Source organism: Variovorax sp. 10N432 (assembly GCF_056394465.1).
In genome coordinates, this window is sequence record NZ_JBFTHX010000038.1 from 28582 (window position 1) to 43805 (window position 15224).

Genomic DNA, 15224 nt, shown 5'->3' on the forward strand with positions numbered 1-15224 from the left:
AGCCCGCCCACCCCCTGCCGGGGGCAACACCAGCGGCCCGGCGAAGCCGGTTCCGCGGTGTTCCCCCAACGGCCGGCCTGGCTGCGCCGGCCTTGAAGATACTGCGTCCATCTGATTGCAAGGAAGTTGATCATGCGAGAAGCGATTCAAAACCTCGAGGCCTCCAAGATCCGCGAGGTGGCCAATGCCGGCCTCGGCCGCAGCGACGTGCTGGCCTTCTGGTTCGGCGAGAGCGACGAGGTCACGCCCGAGGTCATCCGCCAGGCCGCGATCGAGTCGCTGCAGCGCGGCGAGACCTTCTACGCCCACAACCTGGGTCTGCCCGAGCTGCGCGAAGCCGTGGCCGCCTACATGAGCGGGTTGCATCCGAAGATCGAGGCCTCGCGCATCGCGATCACCTCGGGCGGCGTCAGCGCGCTGATGCTGGCGGTGCAGGCGCTGGTCGACGCCGGCGACGAGGTGGTGGCGGTCACGCCGGTGTGGCCCAACCTCACGGCGCAGCCCGCGATCCTCGGCGCGACGGTGCGTTGCGTGCCGCTGGTGCCGAGAGCAGGGCAGTGGACGCTCGACCTGGACGCGCTGCGCGCGGCCGTCACGCCGGCCACCAAGCTCTTGATCGTCAATGCACCGAACAACCCGACCGGCTGGACGCTCACGCGCGCCGAGCAGCAGTCGATCCTCGACCATTGCCGCGGCACCGGCACCTGGATCCTGGCCGACGAGGTCTACGAGCGGCTGTACTACGAACCGACGCCCAACGGCTGCGCGCCGAGCTTCCTCGACATCGCGGGCGCCGACGACCGGCTGGTGGTCGCCCACAGCTTCAGCAAGAGCTTCCTGATGACCGGCTGGCGGCTCGGCTGGCTGGTGCTGCCGCCCACCCTGATGGACGGCATGGGCAAGCTGATCGAGTTCAACACTTCCTGCGCCAGCGTCTTCACGCAGCGCGCAGGCATCGCGGCGCTGGCGCACGGCGACGAGATCACGCCGAAGATCGTCGCCCACCTCAAGGCCTGCCGAGACACGCTGCTGCCGCTGCTGGCCGATGTGCCCGGCGTCAAGGTCGCGCCGGCGCGCGGCGGCATGTACGCCTTCTTCCAGCTCGAGGGCTTCGGCGATTCGCTCGAGGTCGCCAAGCGCCTGGTGGTCGAGGCCGGCCTCGGCCTGGCGCCCGGCAACGCCTTCGCCCCGGAAGCCCAGGGCTGGCTGCGCTGGTGCTTCGCCTCGAAGGACCCCGGCCGCCTGGTCGAGGGGGTCGAGCGACTCAAGCGCTGGCTGGCGGCGCAGAACGGGGCGAAAAAGCCTTCCGGTATATAATTCCAAAGCTTTGCATGTCGCAAGCGCACGGTGGGTGCAGTTCCAGCGCCCATCGCAAGTCAAACATCCCGAAGAAATTTGAATCTCGGGATCGGAACGAAGGAAACACAATGATCGCAGCCTCCATCAAGGCCGAAGTTGTCAAGGACAACGCCCGCGCCGCCAACGATACCGGCAGCCCGGAAGTGCAAGTCGCACTGCTGACCGCCCGCATCAACGAGCTCACGCCTCACTTCAAGACGCACGCCAAGGACCACCACGGTCGCCGCGGCCTGCTGCGCATGGTGAGCCGCCGCCGCAAGCTGCTGGACTACCTCAAGTCCAAGGACGCCGACCGCTACACCGCGCTGATCGCCAAGCTGGGCCTGCGCAAGTAAGTCGAATCGCATGCAAAAACGCCTGGGTTAGTCCGCTAGCTCAGGCGTTTTTTACTTCGGAGCCGCAAAAACAGAGCGAAGCTGTGTCATTCCAGAGAGGTTCTCCCCGAGCTTCCCTGGAATGGCATCGTGTTCTGACAAGCGCTCCAGCCCCCGCGGGGCCCGTGGTCGTCACAGGTCGCCGCCATCCAAACAGGAGCACAACATGAGCCTCTTCAACAAAGTCACCAAGTCCTTCCAATGGGGCGGCAAGACCGTCGTTCTGGAAACCGGCGAGATCGCCCGGCAGGCCAGCGGTGCCGTGACCGTGGACATCGAGGGCACCGTGGTGCTGGCCACCGTGGTCGCCTCCAAGTCGGCCAAGCCCGGCCAGGACTTCTTCCCGCTGACCGTCGACTACATCGAGAAGACCTACGCCGCCGGCAAGATCCCCGGCAGCTTCTTCAAGCGCGAAGCCAAGCCCAGCGAACACGAAACGCTGACCAGCCGCCTGATCGATCGCCCGATCCGCCCGCTGTTCCCCGAAGGCTTCCTGAACGAAGTCCACGTGGTCATCCACACGCTGTCGCTCAACCCCGAAGTCGACGCCGACATCGCCGCCATGATCGGCGTCAGCGCCGCGCTGTCGATCTCCGGCATCCCGTTCAGCGGCCCGATCGGTGCCGCCCGCGTGGGCTACATCAACGGCCAGTACGTGCTGAACCCGGGCCAGACCGCCCGCAAGGATTCGCAGATGGACCTGGTCGTCGCCGGCACCGAAGCCGCCGTGCTGATGGTCGAGTCCGAAGCCCTGCAACTGAGCGAAGAAATCATGCTCGGCGGCGTGGTGTTCGGCCATGAACAAGCCAACATCGCGATCAACGCGATCCACGAACTGGTGCGCGACGCCGGCAAGCCGGTCTGGGACTGGCAGCCGCCGGCCGAAGACGAAGCCTTCGTTGCCAAGGTCAAGGGCCTGGCCGAAGAAAAGCTGCGCGCGGTCTACCAGATCCGCAGCAAGCAGGCCCGCACCCAGGCCCTGCGCGAAGCCAACGCCAGCGTGATGAACGCGCTGAAGGAAAGCGGCGAACCCTTCGACGCCGGCAAGGTCAACGACCTGCTGTTCTCGATCGAGTCGAAGATCGTCCGCGGCCAGATCCTGTCGGGCGAACCCCGCATCGACGGCCGCGACACCCGCACCGTGCGCCCGATCGAGATCCGCAACGGCGTGCTGCCCCGCACCCACGGCTCGGCGCTGTTCACCCGCGGCGAGACCCAGGCGCTCGTGGTCACCACGCTCGGCACCGAACGCGACGCGCAGCGCATCGACGCGCTGATGGGCGAGTACGAAGACCGCTTCCTGTTCCACTACAACATGCCTCCCTTCGCCACCGGCGAAGTCGGTCGCATGGGTTCGACCAAGCGCCGCGAAGTCGGCCACGGCCGCCTCGCCAAGCGCGCGCTGGTCGCGGTGCTGCCGAACAAGGAAGAGTTCCCGTACACGATCCGCGTCGTCTCGGAAATCACCGAATCGAACGGCTCCTCGTCGATGGCTTCGGTCTGCGGCGGCTGCCTGTCGATGATGGACGCCGGCGTGCCGATGAAGGCCCACGTGGCCGGCATCGCCATGGGCCTGATCAAGGAAGACAACCGCTTCGCCGTGCTGACCGACATCCTGGGCGACGAGGATCACCTGGGCGACATGGACTTCAAGGTGGCCGGCACGACCAACGGCATCACCGCGCTGCAGATGGACATCAAGATCCAGGGCATCACCAAGGAAATCATGCAGGTCGCCCTGGCCCAGGCCAAGGAAGCGCGCATGCACATCCTCGGCAAGATGCAAGAGGCGATGGGCGAAGCCAAGGCCGAGGTGTCGACCTTCGCCCCGCGCCTGACCACGCTCAAGATCAACCCCGAGAAGATCCGCGACGTGATCGGCAAGGGCGGCTCGGTGATCCGCGGCCTGCAGGAAGAAACCGGCACCACGATCAACATCGACGAAGACGGCACCATCACGATCGCCTCGACCGATCCGGAGAAGGCCGAAGCCGCCAAGAAGCGCATCGAGCAGATCACCGCCGAAGTCGAAATCGGCAAGGTCTACGAAGGCCCGGTCACCAAGATCCTGGACTTCGGCGCGCTGATCAACCTGCTGCCCGGCAAGGACGGCCTGCTGCACATCAGCCAGATCGCGCACGAGCGCGTCGAGAAGGTCACCGACTACCTGAGCGAAGGCCAGATCGTCAAGGTCAAGGTGCTCGAGACCGACGAGAAGGGCCGCGTCAAGCTGTCCATGAAGGCCCTGACCGAGCGTCCGGCCGGCATGGAATTCAGCGAGCGCCCGCCGCGCGAAGACCGAGGCGACCGCGGCGACCGTGGTGGCGAGCGCCGCGAGCGTTCGGACCGCGGCGACCGCGGCGGCGATCGTCCGCCGCGCGCCGAGCGCGCACCGCGTTTCGAGAACAACGAGCGCGGCGGCGAGCAAGCCGTGGAGCAGGTGGCCGAGCAGCAGCCGGTTCAGGAATCGAACCGCGGCGACGGCCAGGCCTGATGGAGCCGCGATGGCGGCGACGCCATCGCGCTGGACCGCGTGCCGCCCGCGTTCTGCGCGGCGGCCGCTACCCGGAAAGAGACCATGAAAGCCATTGAGATCACATCGTTCGGCGCCCCCGAGGTGCTGCGCATGGTGGAACGTCCTGCGCCCGTTGCCGGCGCGGGCGAATTGCTGATCCGCGTGGCCGCGAGCGGTGTCAACCGCCCCGACGTGCTGCAGCGGACCGGCAACTACCCGGTGCCGCCGGGCGCCTCCGACCTGCCCGGACTCGAAGTCGCGGGCGAGATCGTCGCCGGCGACGAGAAGGCGCTGGCCGAGGCCGGCTTCAAGATCGGCGACCACGTCTGCGCGCTGGTCGCCGGCGGCGGGTACGCCGAACTGTGCGTCGCACCGGTGGCCCAGTGCCTGCCGGTGCCCAAGGGCTGGAGCGACGTCGAGGCGGCCACGCTGCCCGAGACCTTCTTCACGGTCTGGAGCAACGTCTTCGAGCGCGGCCGCCTGCAGAAGGGCGAGACCCTGCTGATCCAGGGCGGCACCAGCGGCATCGGCGTCACCGCGATCCAGCTCGCCAAGGCGCTCGGCGCCACCGTGATCGCGACCGCCGGCAGCGACGACAAGTGCGAGGCCTGCCTGAAGCTCGGCGCCGACCACGCGATCAACTACAAGACGGCCGATTTCGCCGAAGAGGCCAAGCGCCTCACCGGCGGCAAGGGCGTCGACGTCATCCTCGACATGGTGGCCGGCGGCTACGTGGCGCGCGAGATCGACTGCCTGGCCGAAGACGGCAGGCTGGTGATCATCGCGGTGCAGGGCGGCGTCAAGGCCGAGATCAACGCCGGCCTGGTGCTGCGCCGCCGCCTGACCATCACCGGCTCGACCCTGCGGCCGCGGCCGGTGGCGTTCAAGGGCGCGATCGCCAAGGCGCTGCGCGAGCGCGTCTGGCCGCTGCTCGAGAGCGGCGCGGTCAAGCCGATCATCCACAGCCGCTTCGCCGCGGCCGGGGAGCCCAGCGGCGCCGCGCAGGCCCACGTCCTGATGGAATCGAATCAGCACATCGGCAAGATCGTGCTGACCTGGTGAACAACAAAGACATGACGACCAAGAAGAAGCTGATCGCAGGCAACTGGAAGATGAACGGCAGCCTGGCTGCCAACGAGGCGCTGCTGAAGGCCTTGCTGGCGGGCGTGGGCGCCCCGGGTTGCGAAGTCGCGGTCTGCGTGCCGGCGCCTTACCTGGCGCAGGTGCAGTCGCTGGTGGCGGGTTCGCCGATCGCGCTCGGCGCGCAGGACCTCTCGGCGCAGCCGCAGGGCGCCTTCACCGGCGAGCAATCGGCGGCGATGCTGAAGGATTTCGGCGTGCGTTACGCGATCGTCGGGCACTCCGAGCGGCGCCAGTACCACGGCGAGACCGACGAGGTCGTGGCGGCCAAGACYGCCATCGCCCTGGCCAACGGCATCACGCCGATCGTCTGCGTCGGCGAGACCCTGGCGGAACGCGAAGCAGGGCGCACCGAAGAGGTCGTCAAGCGCCAGCTGGCCGCCGTGATCCACGTCAACGGCCATTGCATCAGCGAGATCGTGGTGGCCTACGAGCCGGTGTGGGCCATCGGCACCGGCAAGACCGCCACGCCGGCGCAGGCGCAGGCCGTGCATGCGGTGCTGCGCGCCCAGCTGCACCATGCGGCGAGCGAGCACGCCGCCGGCATCCGCATCCTTTACGGCGGCAGCATGAACGCGGCCAATGCGGCCGAGCTGCTGGCCGAAGCCGACATCGACGGCGGCCTCATCGGCGGCGCGTCCCTGAAGGCCCCCGATTTCCTGCAGATCATTGCAGCGGCCCGCTGAACGCGCGGCCGGAAGACAAATTTAGGAGTTAGATCGAATGAACGTGGTCCTCAATATCCTGGTGGGCGTGCAGATGCTCACCGCTCTCGCGATGATCGGGTTGATCCTGGTCCAGCACGGCAAGGGCGCCGACATGGGCGCGGCCTTCGGCAGCGGCAGCGCCGGCAGCCTGTTCGGGGCCAGCGGCAGCGCGAACTTCCTGTCGCGCACCACCGCGGTGCTGGCCGCCGTGTTCTTTGCGTGCACCTTGCTGCTGGCCTACTTCGGCCATGCCCGCCCGGCGGGCGGCGGCAGCCTGCTCGAACGCGCGGCGATCGGCGCGCCCGTGGCTCCGGCCCCGGCCCCCGCGCCGGTCGATTCGGCGGCCCAGATCCCGGCCGGCAGCGCTGCCCCCGCACCGGCGGCGCCTGCCTCGGCACCGGCTGCGCCCGCCGCCGGCGCGGGCCAGATCCCGGCCAAGTGATACAAGTAGAGATCTCTTCGCTCGTCGAGTGAAAACAGGCGTTTTTCAGGGTAAACTCTAAAGCTGCACCGGAAAGCCAAAGCCTCACAAGGTTCCTCATGCCATCCGGGCAAGCAAAAACCGCGGTCGTGGTGAAATTGGTAGACACGCTATCTTGAGGGGGTAGTGGCGAAAGCTGTGCGAGTTCGAGTCTCGCCGACCGCACCAAATATCACCGGCAGGAATATTGCTTCCTGCCGGTGGCAAGCGGTGATAGAACCCCCTGATGAACCTCGATTCCTACCTCCCCGTCCTGTTGTTCATCCTGGTCGGCGTCGGAGTCGGCGTTGCGCCTCAGGTTCTGGGTTACATCCTCGGTCCCAACCGGCCCGACGCAGCTAAAAATTCCCCTTACGAGTGCGGCTTCGAAGCCTTCGAAGATGCGCGCATGAAGTTTGACGTCCGGTACTACCTGGTCGCCATCCTCTTCATTCTTTTCGACCTCGAAATCGCTTTTCTCTTTCCTTGGGCCATCGCGCTCAAGGAGGTCGGTGCCGTCGGCTTCTGGGCCATGATGATTTTCCTGGCCATCCTCGTCGTGGGCTTCGCCTACGAGTGGAAAAAGGGCGCACTCGACTGGGAATGACAAGGAATCCGCAAAATGGCCATTGAAGGCGTCATGAAGGAAGGCTTCGTCACCACCACCTACGACTCGGTGGTGAACTGGGCCAAGACCGGATCACTGTGGCCCATGACCTTCGGTCTGGCCTGCTGTGCCGTGGAGATGATGCACGCGGGCGCCGCCCGCTACGACATCGACCGCTTCGGCATGCTGTTCCGCCCCAGCCCGCGCCAGTCCGATCTGATGATCGTGGCCGGCACGCTGTGCAACAAGATGGCGCCGGCGCTGCGCAAGGTCTACGACCAGATGCCCGAGCCGCGCTGGGTGCTGTCGATGGGCTCGTGCGCCAATGGCGGTGGCTACTACCACTACAGCTATTCGGTCGTGCGCGGCTGCGACCGCATCGTGCCGGTCGACGTCTATGTGCCGGGCTGCCCGCCGACCGCCGAGGCGCTTCTGTACGGAATCATCCAGCTCCAGCAGAAGATCCGCCGCACCAACACGATCGCGCGCGCCTGAAGAGCGAGAGACATGACCGACTTTGCCATTTCTCCCGAGGCGCTGCAGACCCAGATCACCGAAACACTTGGCTCCAAGGCGAAGAGCGTCGTGCTCGCGCTGGGCGAGGTGACGGTGGTGGTGGGTGCCGCCGACTATCTCGAAGCCGCCACCTTGCTGCGTGACGCGCCGGGCTGCCGCTTCGAGCAGCTGATCGACCTCTGCGGCATGGACTACTCCGGCTACCGCGACGGCGAGTGGCAAGGCGAGCGCTTCGGCGTCGTCTCGCACCTGCTGTCGGTGAGTCTCAACCAGCGCGTGCGCCTCAAGGTGTTCGTGCCGAACGAAGACCTGCCGGTCGTCGATTCGCTGACCAGCGTCTGGAACGCGGCCGGCTGGTTCGAGCGCGAAGCCTTCGACCTCTACGGCATCGTGTTCGAGGGGCACGACGACCTGCGCCGCATCCTGACCGACTACGGCTTCATCGGCCACCCGTTCCGCAAGGATTTCCCGGTGTCGGGCCATGTCGAGATGCGCTATGACCCGGAACAGAAGCGCGTGATCTACCAGCCGGTCTCGATCGAGCCGCGCGAGATCACGCCGCGCGTGATCCGCGAAGACAACTACGGTGGTGGATTGCACTGATGGCCGAAATCAAGAACTACACGCTGAACTTCGGTCCCCAGCATCCGGCAGCGCACGGCGTGCTGCGCCTCGTGCTCGAGCTCGACGGCGAAGTCATCCAGCGCGCCGACCCGCATATCGGCCTGCTGCACCGCGCCACCGAGAAGCTCGCCGAGTCGCGCACCTTCATCCAGTCGCTGCCCTACATGGACCGTCTCGACTACGTGTCGATGATGAGCAACGAGCATGCGTACTGCCTCGCGATCGAGCGCCTCATGGGCCTCGACGTGCCGCTGCGGGCGCAATACATCCGCGTCATGTTCGCCGAGATCACCCGGCTGCTGAACCACCTGCTGTGGCTCGGCGCGCACGGTCTCGACTGCGGCGCGATGAACATGCTCATCTACTGCTTCCGCGAGCGCGAAGACCTGTTCGACATGTACGAGGCGGTGTCGGGTGCGCGCATGCACGCGGCCTACTTCCGTCCGGGTGGCGTCTACCGCGACCTGCCGGACGTCATGCCGCAGTACAAGGTCAGCAAGATCAAGAACGCGAAGGCGATCGAGCGGCTCAACGAGAATCGCCAGGGCTCGCTGCTCGACTTCATCGACGACTTCTGCAAGCGCTTCCCGAAGATGGTCGACGAGTACGAGACGCTGCTCACCGACAACCGCATCTGGAAGCAGCGCACCGTGGGCATCGGCGTGGTGTCGCCGGAGCGCGCGCTCAACCTCGGCTTCACCGGCCCGATGCTGCGTGGCTCGGGCATCGCCTGGGACCTGCGCAAGAAGCAGCCCTACGACGTCTACGACCGCATGGAGTTCGACGTCCCGGTGGGCGTCACCGGCGACTGCTATGACCGCTACCTGGTGCGCGTCGAAGAAATGCGCCAGGCCAACAAGATCATCCAGCAATGCTCGGCATGGCTGCGTGCCAACCCGGGCCCGGTGATCACCGCCAACCACAAGGTGGCGGCGCCGGCGCGCGAGTCCATGAAGGCCAACATGGAAGAGCTGATCCATCACTTCAAGCTCTTCACCGAAGGTTTCCATGTGCCCGAAGGCGAGGCCTACGCCGCCGTCGAGCATCCCAAGGGCGAATTCGGCATCTACCTCGTGAGCGACGGTGCCAACAAGCCCTACCGCCTGAAGATCCGCGCACCGGGCTTCCCGCATCTGGCGGCCCTGGACGAAATGGCGCGCGGCCACATGATTGCCGACGCTGTCGCCGTGATCGGCACCATGGACATCGTGTTCGGCGAGATCGATCGATGAGCCTTCCCATGCATTCCGACACTTCTTCCCACGGCAGCCAAGCGGCGCTGTCGGCCGCCACGCTGGAGCGTTTCGCCCGCGAGGTCGCCAAGTACCCGCCGGCCGGCAAGCAGTCGGCCGTGATGGCCTGCCTGGCGATCGTGCAGCAGGACGAGGGCTTCGTGAGCGAGCAGCGCGAGCGCGAGATCGCCGCCTACCTCGGCATGGCACCGATCGCGGTGCACGAAGTCACGACCTTCTACAACATGTACAACCAGCGGCCGCTGGGCGCGTACAAGCTCAACGTCTGCACCAATCTGCCGTGCCAGCTGCGCGACGGCGCGAAGGCGCTGGCCCATCTCGAGCAGAAGCTCGGCATCCGCATGGGCGAGACCACGCCCGACGGCATGTTCACCTTGCAGCAGAGCGAGTGCCTCGGCGCCTGCGCCGACTCGCCGGTGATGCTGGTCAACGACCGCACCATGTGCAGCTTCATGAGCAACGAGAAGCTCGACCAGCTGATCGACGGCTTGCGCGGCGCCACCGCAAAGGGAGCCCAATGATGTCGCCCGAGCAAGTACTCCAGCAGTTCCAGGCCACCGGCGTCCAGACCTGCTTCCACGACCGCCATATCGAGCCCCAGATCTATGCCGGCCTGAATGGCACCAACTGGCGCCTGGCCGACTACGAGGCGCGCGGCGGCTACAAGGCGCTGCGCAAGATCCTCACCGAGGGCCTGACGCCCGACCAGGTGATCGCCGAGGTCAAGGCCTCGGGCCTGCGCGGCCGCGGCGGCGCCGGATTCCCGACCGGCCTCAAGTGGAGCTTCATGCCGCGCCAGTTCCCGGGCCAGAAGTACCTGGTCTGCAACTCGGACGAGGGCGAGCCCGGCACCTGCAAGGACCGCGACATCCTGCAGTTCAATCCGCACATCGTGATCGAGGGCATGGCCATCGCCGCCTATGCGATGGGCATCAGCGTGGGCTACAACTACATCCACGGCGAGATCTTCCAGACCTACGACCGCTTTGAAGAGGCGCTCGAAGAGGCGCGCGCCGCCGGCTATCTCGGCGACGGCATCATGGGCAGCGCCTACAACTTCCAGCTGCATGCGGCGCACGGCTTCGGCGCCTACATCTGCGGCGAAGAGACCGCACTGCTCGAATCGCTCGAAGGCAAGAAGGGCCAGCCGCGCTTCAAGCCGCCGTTCCCGGCCAGCTTCGGCCTCTACGGCAAGCCGACCACGATCAACAACACCGAGACCTTCGCGGCCGTGCCGTGGATCATCAACAACGGCGGCGTGGCCTACCTCGAGTGCGGCAAGCCGAACAACGGCGGCACCAAGATCTACTCGGTCAGCGGTGACGTCGAGCTCCCCGGCAACTACGAAGTGCCGATGGGCACGCCGTTCTCGAAGCTGCTCGAGCTCGCGGGCGGCGTGCGCAAGGGCCGCCAGCTCAAGGCCGTGATCCCGGGCGGATCGTCGGCGCCGGTGCTGCCGGCCGACATCATGATGCAGTGCACGATGGACTACGACTCCATCGCCAAGGCCGGCTCGATGCTGGGCTCGGGCGCGGTCATCGTGATGGACGACAGCCGCTCGATGGTCGAGTCGCTCAAGCGCCTCTCGTATTTCTACATGCACGAATCCTGCGGCCAGTGCACGCCCTGCCGCGAGGGCACGGGCTGGCTCTGGCGGGTGGTCGACCGCATCCACAACGGCCATGGCAAGGCGTCCGACATGGACCTGCTGAACTCGGTCGCCGACAACATCCAGGGCCGCACCATCTGCGCGCTGGGCGATGCCGCCGCGATGCCGGTGCGGGCCATGATCAAGCACTTCCGTCACGAGTTCGAGGCACTGATCCCGGGCTACGTCCCGAAGACGGCCGCCCGGGCCTGACGAGCGCGAGAAGAAAAACATATGGTTGAAATCGAACTCGACGGCAAGAAGGTCGACATCGTCGAAGGCAGCATGATCATGCATGCGGCCGACAAGGCGGGCACCTACATCCCGCACTTCTGCTATCACAAGAAACTCAGCATCGCGGCCAACTGCCGCATGTGCCTGGTCGACGTCGAGAAGGCGCCCAAGCCGATGCCGGCCTGCGCCACGCCCGTGACGCAGGGCATGATCGTCCGCACCAAGAGCGACAAGGCCATCAAGGCCCAGCAGTCGGTGATGGAGTTCCTGCTCATCAACCACCCGCTCGATTGCCCGATCTGCGACCAGGGCGGCGAATGCCAGCTGCAGGACCTGGCCGTGGGCTACGGCGGTTCGTCCTCGCGCTACGAGGAAGAAAAGCGCGTCGTCTTCCACAAGGACGTCGGCCCGCTGATCAGCATGGAAGAGATGAGCCGGTGCATCCATTGCACGCGCTGCGTCCGCTTCGGCCAGGAAGTGGCCGGCGTGATGGAGCTCGGCATGTCGCATCGCGGCGAGCACTCCGAGATCGAGACCTTCCTCGGCGACTCGGTCGACTCCGAGCTGTCGGGCAACATGATCGACATCTGCCCGGTCGGCGCGCTCACCAGCAAGCCTTTCCGCTACAGCGCCCGCACCTGGGAGCTGTCGCGCCGCAAGTCGGTCAGCCCGCACGACTCCACCGGCGCCAACCTGATCGTCCAGGTCAAGAACAACCGCGTGATGCGCGTGGTGCCGCTCGAGAACGAAGACGTCAACGAGTGCTGGATCGCCGACCGCGACCGCTTCTCGTACGAGGCCCTCAACGGCCCCGAGCGCCTGACGCAGCCGATGCTGAAGCAGGGGGGCCAGTGGCAGCAGGTCGACTGGCAGACCGCGCTCGAATACGTCGCCAATGGCTTGAAGCAGATCAAGGCCGACCACGGCGCGAAGAGCATCGGCACGCTCGCCAGCCCGCACAGCACGCTCGAAGAGCTGCAGTTGGCCAAGCTGCTGACCCATGGCCTGGGCAGCGGCAACATCGACTACCGCCTGCGCAACGCCGAGTTCGGCGCCGCCGAAGGCATCCGCTGGCTCGGCACTTCCGTGGCTTCGCTGTCGCAGCTGCAGCGCGTGCTGGTGGTCGGCTCGAACCTGCGCAAGGACCATCCGCTGTTCGCCCAGCGCATCCGCCAGTCGGTCCGCAAGGGTGGGGCGCTGAGCGCCATCACCTCGGCCGAACTGCTGGCCGATGCCGACGCCTGGGCCATGCCGATCGCCAACGCCGTCACCCTGCCGGCCGACCAATGGGTCGACGCGCTGGTCGAACTGGCGGRCGCCATCGCCGAAAGCACCGGCGCCCAGGCACCGGTCGCCCTCAGCGGCGCCGCCAGCGACGCCGCGAAGGCGCTGGCCGCCTCGCTGCTCGGCGGTGAACGCAAGGCGATCCTGCTCGGCAATGCCGCGGCCCATCACGCCCGCGCCGGCAGCCTGCTGGCGCTGGCCAACTGGATCGGCGCCCAGACTGGCGCCAGCGTCGGCTACCTGACCGAAGCCGCCAACACGGTCGGCGCGCAACTGGTCGGCGCGCTGCCGCGCGACGGCGCCCTGAACGCCGCCCAGATGCTCGCAGGGGGCCTCAAGGCCGTGCTGCTGCTCAACACCGAACCCGTGTTCGACTCGGCCGCCGGCGAGGCCGCGATCGAAGGTCTCGCGCACGCGCAGATGGTCGTCACGCTGAGCCCGTTCAAGGCCAACCTCGAATTCAGCGACGTGCTGCTGCCGATCGCGCCGTTCACCGAAACGCCGGGCACCTTCGTCAACGCCGAAGGCCGCCTGCAGAGCTTCCATGCGGTCGTCAAGCCGCAGGGCGAAGCGCGTCCGGCCTGGAAGGTGCTGCGCGTGCTGGCGAACCTGCTCGGCCTGCCGGGCTTCGCCTTCGAATCCACCGCCGACGTGCTGGCCGAGATCGACTCGCCGGTCCAGGTCGCGGCCGGAAAGCTGTCCAACGCCACCGCCGCCGAGATCGACATGGGCGTCGCGGCCGAATCGGCCCCGGTGGTCGCGAGCATCTACCAGCTCGACTCGATCGTGCGCCGCGCGCCTTCGCTGCAGCTCACCGCCGACGCCCGCCAGGCCGCGGCCCTGCAGGAGGTGTCGGCATGATCGACGCGCTGCACGGCTTCGGCCTCGGCCTGGTCTCGGCCGGCTGGTGGACCGGCTTCCTCTGGCCGGTGATCTGGACCCTGATCAAGATCATCGTCGTCGTGATCCCGCTGATGGGCGCGGTCGCCTACCTCACGCTCTGGGAGCGCAAGGCCATCGGCTTCACGCAGATCCGCATCGGCCCCAACCGCATCGGCCCGCTGGGCCTGCTGCAGCCGATCGCCGACGCGCTCAAGCTGCTGACCAAGGAAATCATCCTCCCGACGGTGGCCAACAAGGGCTTGTTCCTGCTCGGCCCGATCATGACCATCATGCCGGCGCTGGCCGCCTGGGCGGTCATTCCGTTCGGACCCGAGGTCGCGCTCGCCAACATCAACGCCGGCCTGCTGTTCGTCATGGCCATCACCTCGCTCGAGGTCTATGGCGTGATCATCGCGGGCTGGGCCTCGAACTCGAAGTACGCCTTCCTGGGTGCGCTGCGCGCGTCGGCCCAGATGGTCAGCTACGAAATCGCGATGGGCTTCTGCTTCGTGGTCGTGCTGATGGTGTCGGCCAGCCTGAACATGACCGACATCGTGATGGGGCAGGGCAGGGGCCACTTCGCCTCGATGGGCATCGGCTTCCTGTCGTGGAACTGGCTGTCGCTGCTGCCGATCTTCGTCGTCTACTTCATCTCGGGCCTGGCCGAAACCAACCGCCACCCCTTCGACGTCGTCGAAGGCGAATCGGAAATCGTCGCCGGCCACATGATCGAGTACTCGGGCATGAGCTTCGCGATGTTCTTCCTGGCCGAGTACGCCAACATGTGGCTGGTCTCGATCCTGTGCGCGGTGCTGTTCCTCGGCGGCTGGCTGCCCCCGTTCGACTTCCTGGCCTTCATCCCGGGCTGGATCTGGCTCGGCATCAAGACCTTCTGCGTGGTCACGATGTTCCTCTGGGTCCGTTCGACCTTCCCGCGCTTCCGCTATGACCAGATCATGCGGCTGGGCTGGAAGATCTTCATTCCGGTCACCTTGGTGTGGCTGGTGGTGGTCGGCGCCTGGATGCAGACCCCCTTCAACATCTGGAAATAACCGGAACTGCCATGACTGCGCCTTCTGCCAGCGCGCTTGCGCGCTCCTCCACGACCGCCTCCGCGCCTTTCTCGCTCAAGGACTTCCTGTCCAGCTTCATGCTGGTGGAACTGTTCAAGGGCCTCGCGCTGACCGGCAAGTACGCCTTCAGCCGCAAGATCACCGTCCAGTTCCCGGAAGAGAAGACGCCGCTGTCGCCGCGCTTTCGCGGCCTGCATGCGCTGCGCCGCTACGAGAACGGCGAAGAGCGCTGCATCGCCTGCAAGCTCTGCGAGGCCGTGTGCCCGGCGCTCGCGATCACGATCGAATCCGATGTCCGCGACGACGGCTCGCGCCGCACCACGCGCTACGACATCGACCTGACCAAGTGCATCTTCTGCGGCTTCTGCGAAGAAAGCTGCCCGGTCGACTCGATCGTCGAGACCCACATCTTCGAATACCACGGCGAGAAGCGGGGCGACCTGTACTTCACCAAGGACATGCTGCTCGCCGTCGGCGACCGCTACGAAAAAGAAATCGCCGCCAACAAGGCGGCGGACGCCAAGTACCGCTGAAGCGGCTGGCTGAAC

General features: G+C 66.5%; 15 protein-coding genes and 1 tRNA gene. All 16 read left to right on the plus strand.

Going from position 1 to position 15224, the window contains the following annotated elements; genetic code table 11:
* Positions 1-132 precede the first annotated feature (132 nt).
* Positions 133-1317, plus strand: coding sequence for a pyridoxal phosphate-dependent aminotransferase (locus tag AC1DF3_RS29760; protein ID WP_478141798.1), 1185 nt, complete (start codon positions 133-135; stop codon positions 1315-1317).
* A 110-nt stretch (positions 1318-1427) separates the two neighbouring features.
* Positions 1428-1694, plus strand: a complete 267-nt coding sequence (gene rpsO / locus AC1DF3_RS29765) for a 30S ribosomal protein S15 (RefSeq protein ID WP_007837783.1) — start codon at positions 1428-1430, stop codon at positions 1692-1694.
* 205 nt (positions 1695-1899) lie between these two features.
* Positions 1900-4227 carry a polyribonucleotide nucleotidyltransferase gene (gene pnp / locus AC1DF3_RS29770; protein ID WP_478141799.1) on the plus strand — a complete coding sequence of 776 codons (2328 nt, stop codon included), beginning with the start codon at positions 1900-1902 and terminating at the stop codon, positions 4225-4227.
* Between the two features lie 84 nt (positions 4228-4311).
* Positions 4312-5310, plus strand: a complete 999-nt coding sequence (locus AC1DF3_RS29775; RefSeq protein ID WP_478141800.1) for an NAD(P)H-quinone oxidoreductase — start codon at positions 4312-4314, stop codon at positions 5308-5310.
* A gap of 11 nt (positions 5311-5321) precedes the next feature.
* Positions 5322-6074 carry a triose-phosphate isomerase gene (tpiA, locus tag AC1DF3_RS29780; protein ID WP_478141801.1) on the plus strand — a complete coding sequence of 251 codons (753 nt, stop codon included), beginning with the start codon at positions 5322-5324 and terminating at the stop codon, positions 6072-6074.
* A gap of 37 nt (positions 6075-6111) precedes the next feature.
* A complete protein-coding gene (gene secG / locus AC1DF3_RS29785; protein WP_286532233.1) occupies positions 6112-6537 on the plus strand; it encodes a preprotein translocase subunit SecG in 426 nt (141 codons plus the stop codon).
* 122 nt (positions 6538-6659) lie between these two features.
* A tRNA-Leu gene (locus AC1DF3_RS29790) sits at positions 6660-6744 on the plus strand.
* A 58-nt stretch (positions 6745-6802) separates the two neighbouring features.
* Positions 6803-7162, plus strand: coding sequence for an NADH-quinone oxidoreductase subunit A (locus AC1DF3_RS29795; protein ID WP_286509980.1), 360 nt, complete (start codon positions 6803-6805; stop codon positions 7160-7162).
* A gap of 15 nt (positions 7163-7177) precedes the next feature.
* On the plus strand, positions 7178-7657 hold the full coding sequence (locus AC1DF3_RS29800; RefSeq protein WP_021008163.1) for a NuoB/complex I 20 kDa subunit family protein: 480 nt from the start codon (positions 7178-7180) through the stop codon (positions 7655-7657).
* A gap of 12 nt (positions 7658-7669) precedes the next feature.
* Positions 7670-8281, plus strand: coding sequence for an NADH-quinone oxidoreductase subunit C (locus AC1DF3_RS29805; RefSeq protein ID WP_286532235.1), 612 nt, complete (start codon positions 7670-7672; stop codon positions 8279-8281).
* Positions 8281-9534 (plus strand): NADH-quinone oxidoreductase subunit D, encoded by a 1254-nt coding sequence (locus tag AC1DF3_RS29810; protein WP_286529783.1) that lies wholly within the window; start codon positions 8281-8283, stop codon positions 9532-9534. Before AC1DF3_RS29805 ends, AC1DF3_RS29810 begins: the two co-directional genes overlap by 1 nt.
* A gap of 8 nt (positions 9535-9542) precedes the next feature.
* Positions 9543-10076, plus strand: coding sequence for an NADH-quinone oxidoreductase subunit NuoE family protein (locus tag AC1DF3_RS29815; RefSeq protein WP_286532237.1), 534 nt, complete (start codon positions 9543-9545; stop codon positions 10074-10076).
* On the plus strand, positions 10076-11416 hold the full coding sequence (nuoF, locus tag AC1DF3_RS29820; protein WP_286532239.1) for an NADH-quinone oxidoreductase subunit NuoF: 1341 nt from the start codon (positions 10076-10078) through the stop codon (positions 11414-11416). Before AC1DF3_RS29815 ends, nuoF begins: the two co-directional genes overlap by 1 nt.
* Positions 11417-11437: 21 nt before the next feature.
* Complete coding sequence (nuoG, locus tag AC1DF3_RS29825; RefSeq protein WP_478141802.1) at positions 11438-13582, plus strand: NADH-quinone oxidoreductase subunit NuoG; 2145 nt, start codon at positions 11438-11440, stop codon at positions 13580-13582.
* Entirely contained in the window at positions 13579-14655 is a 1077-nt protein-coding gene (gene nuoH, locus AC1DF3_RS29830; RefSeq protein WP_286529789.1) for an NADH-quinone oxidoreductase subunit NuoH, read from the plus strand. Before nuoG ends, nuoH begins: the two co-directional genes overlap by 4 nt.
* 11 nt (positions 14656-14666) lie before the next feature.
* Positions 14667-15209, plus strand: a complete 543-nt coding sequence (nuoI, locus tag AC1DF3_RS29835; protein ID WP_286371383.1) for an NADH-quinone oxidoreductase subunit NuoI — start codon at positions 14667-14669, stop codon at positions 15207-15209.
* Positions 15210-15224: the final 15 nt, after the last annotated feature.

Bases quoted from the DNA above. Each gene is read 5' to 3' on its own strand.
- AC1DF3_RS29810 (WP_286529783.1), top strand. From the start codon at position 8,281: ATGGCCGAAATCAAGAACTACACGCTGAACTTCGGTCCCCAGCATCCG.
- pnp (WP_478141799.1), top strand. From the start codon at position 1,900: ATGAGCCTCTTCAACAAAGTCACCAAGTCCTTCCAATGGGGCGGCAAG.
- AC1DF3_RS29795 (WP_286509980.1), top strand. From the start codon at position 6,803: ATGAACCTCGATTCCTACCTCCCCGTCCTGTTGTTCATCCTGGTCGGC.
- nuoI (WP_286371383.1), top strand. From the start codon at position 14,667: ATGACTGCGCCTTCTGCCAGCGCGCTTGCGCGCTCCTCCACGACCGCC.
- AC1DF3_RS29775 (WP_478141800.1), top strand. From the start codon at position 4,312: ATGAAAGCCATTGAGATCACATCGTTCGGCGCCCCCGAGGTGCTGCGC.
- AC1DF3_RS29800 (WP_021008163.1), top strand. From the start codon at position 7,178: ATGGCCATTGAAGGCGTCATGAAGGAAGGCTTCGTCACCACCACCTAC.
- rpsO (WP_007837783.1), top strand. From the start codon at position 1,428: ATGATCGCAGCCTCCATCAAGGCCGAAGTTGTCAAGGACAACGCCCGC.
- secG (WP_286532233.1), top strand. From the start codon at position 6,112: ATGAACGTGGTCCTCAATATCCTGGTGGGCGTGCAGATGCTCACCGCT.
- nuoH (WP_286529789.1), top strand. From the start codon at position 13,579: ATGATCGACGCGCTGCACGGCTTCGGCCTCGGCCTGGTCTCGGCCGGC.
- AC1DF3_RS29760 (WP_478141798.1), top strand. From the start codon at position 133: ATGCGAGAAGCGATTCAAAACCTCGAGGCCTCCAAGATCCGCGAGGTG.
- AC1DF3_RS29815 (WP_286532237.1), top strand. From the start codon at position 9,543: ATGCATTCCGACACTTCTTCCCACGGCAGCCAAGCGGCGCTGTCGGCC.
- nuoF (WP_286532239.1), top strand. From the start codon at position 10,076: ATGTCGCCCGAGCAAGTACTCCAGCAGTTCCAGGCCACCGGCGTCCAG.
- AC1DF3_RS29805 (WP_286532235.1), top strand. From the start codon at position 7,670: ATGACCGACTTTGCCATTTCTCCCGAGGCGCTGCAGACCCAGATCACC.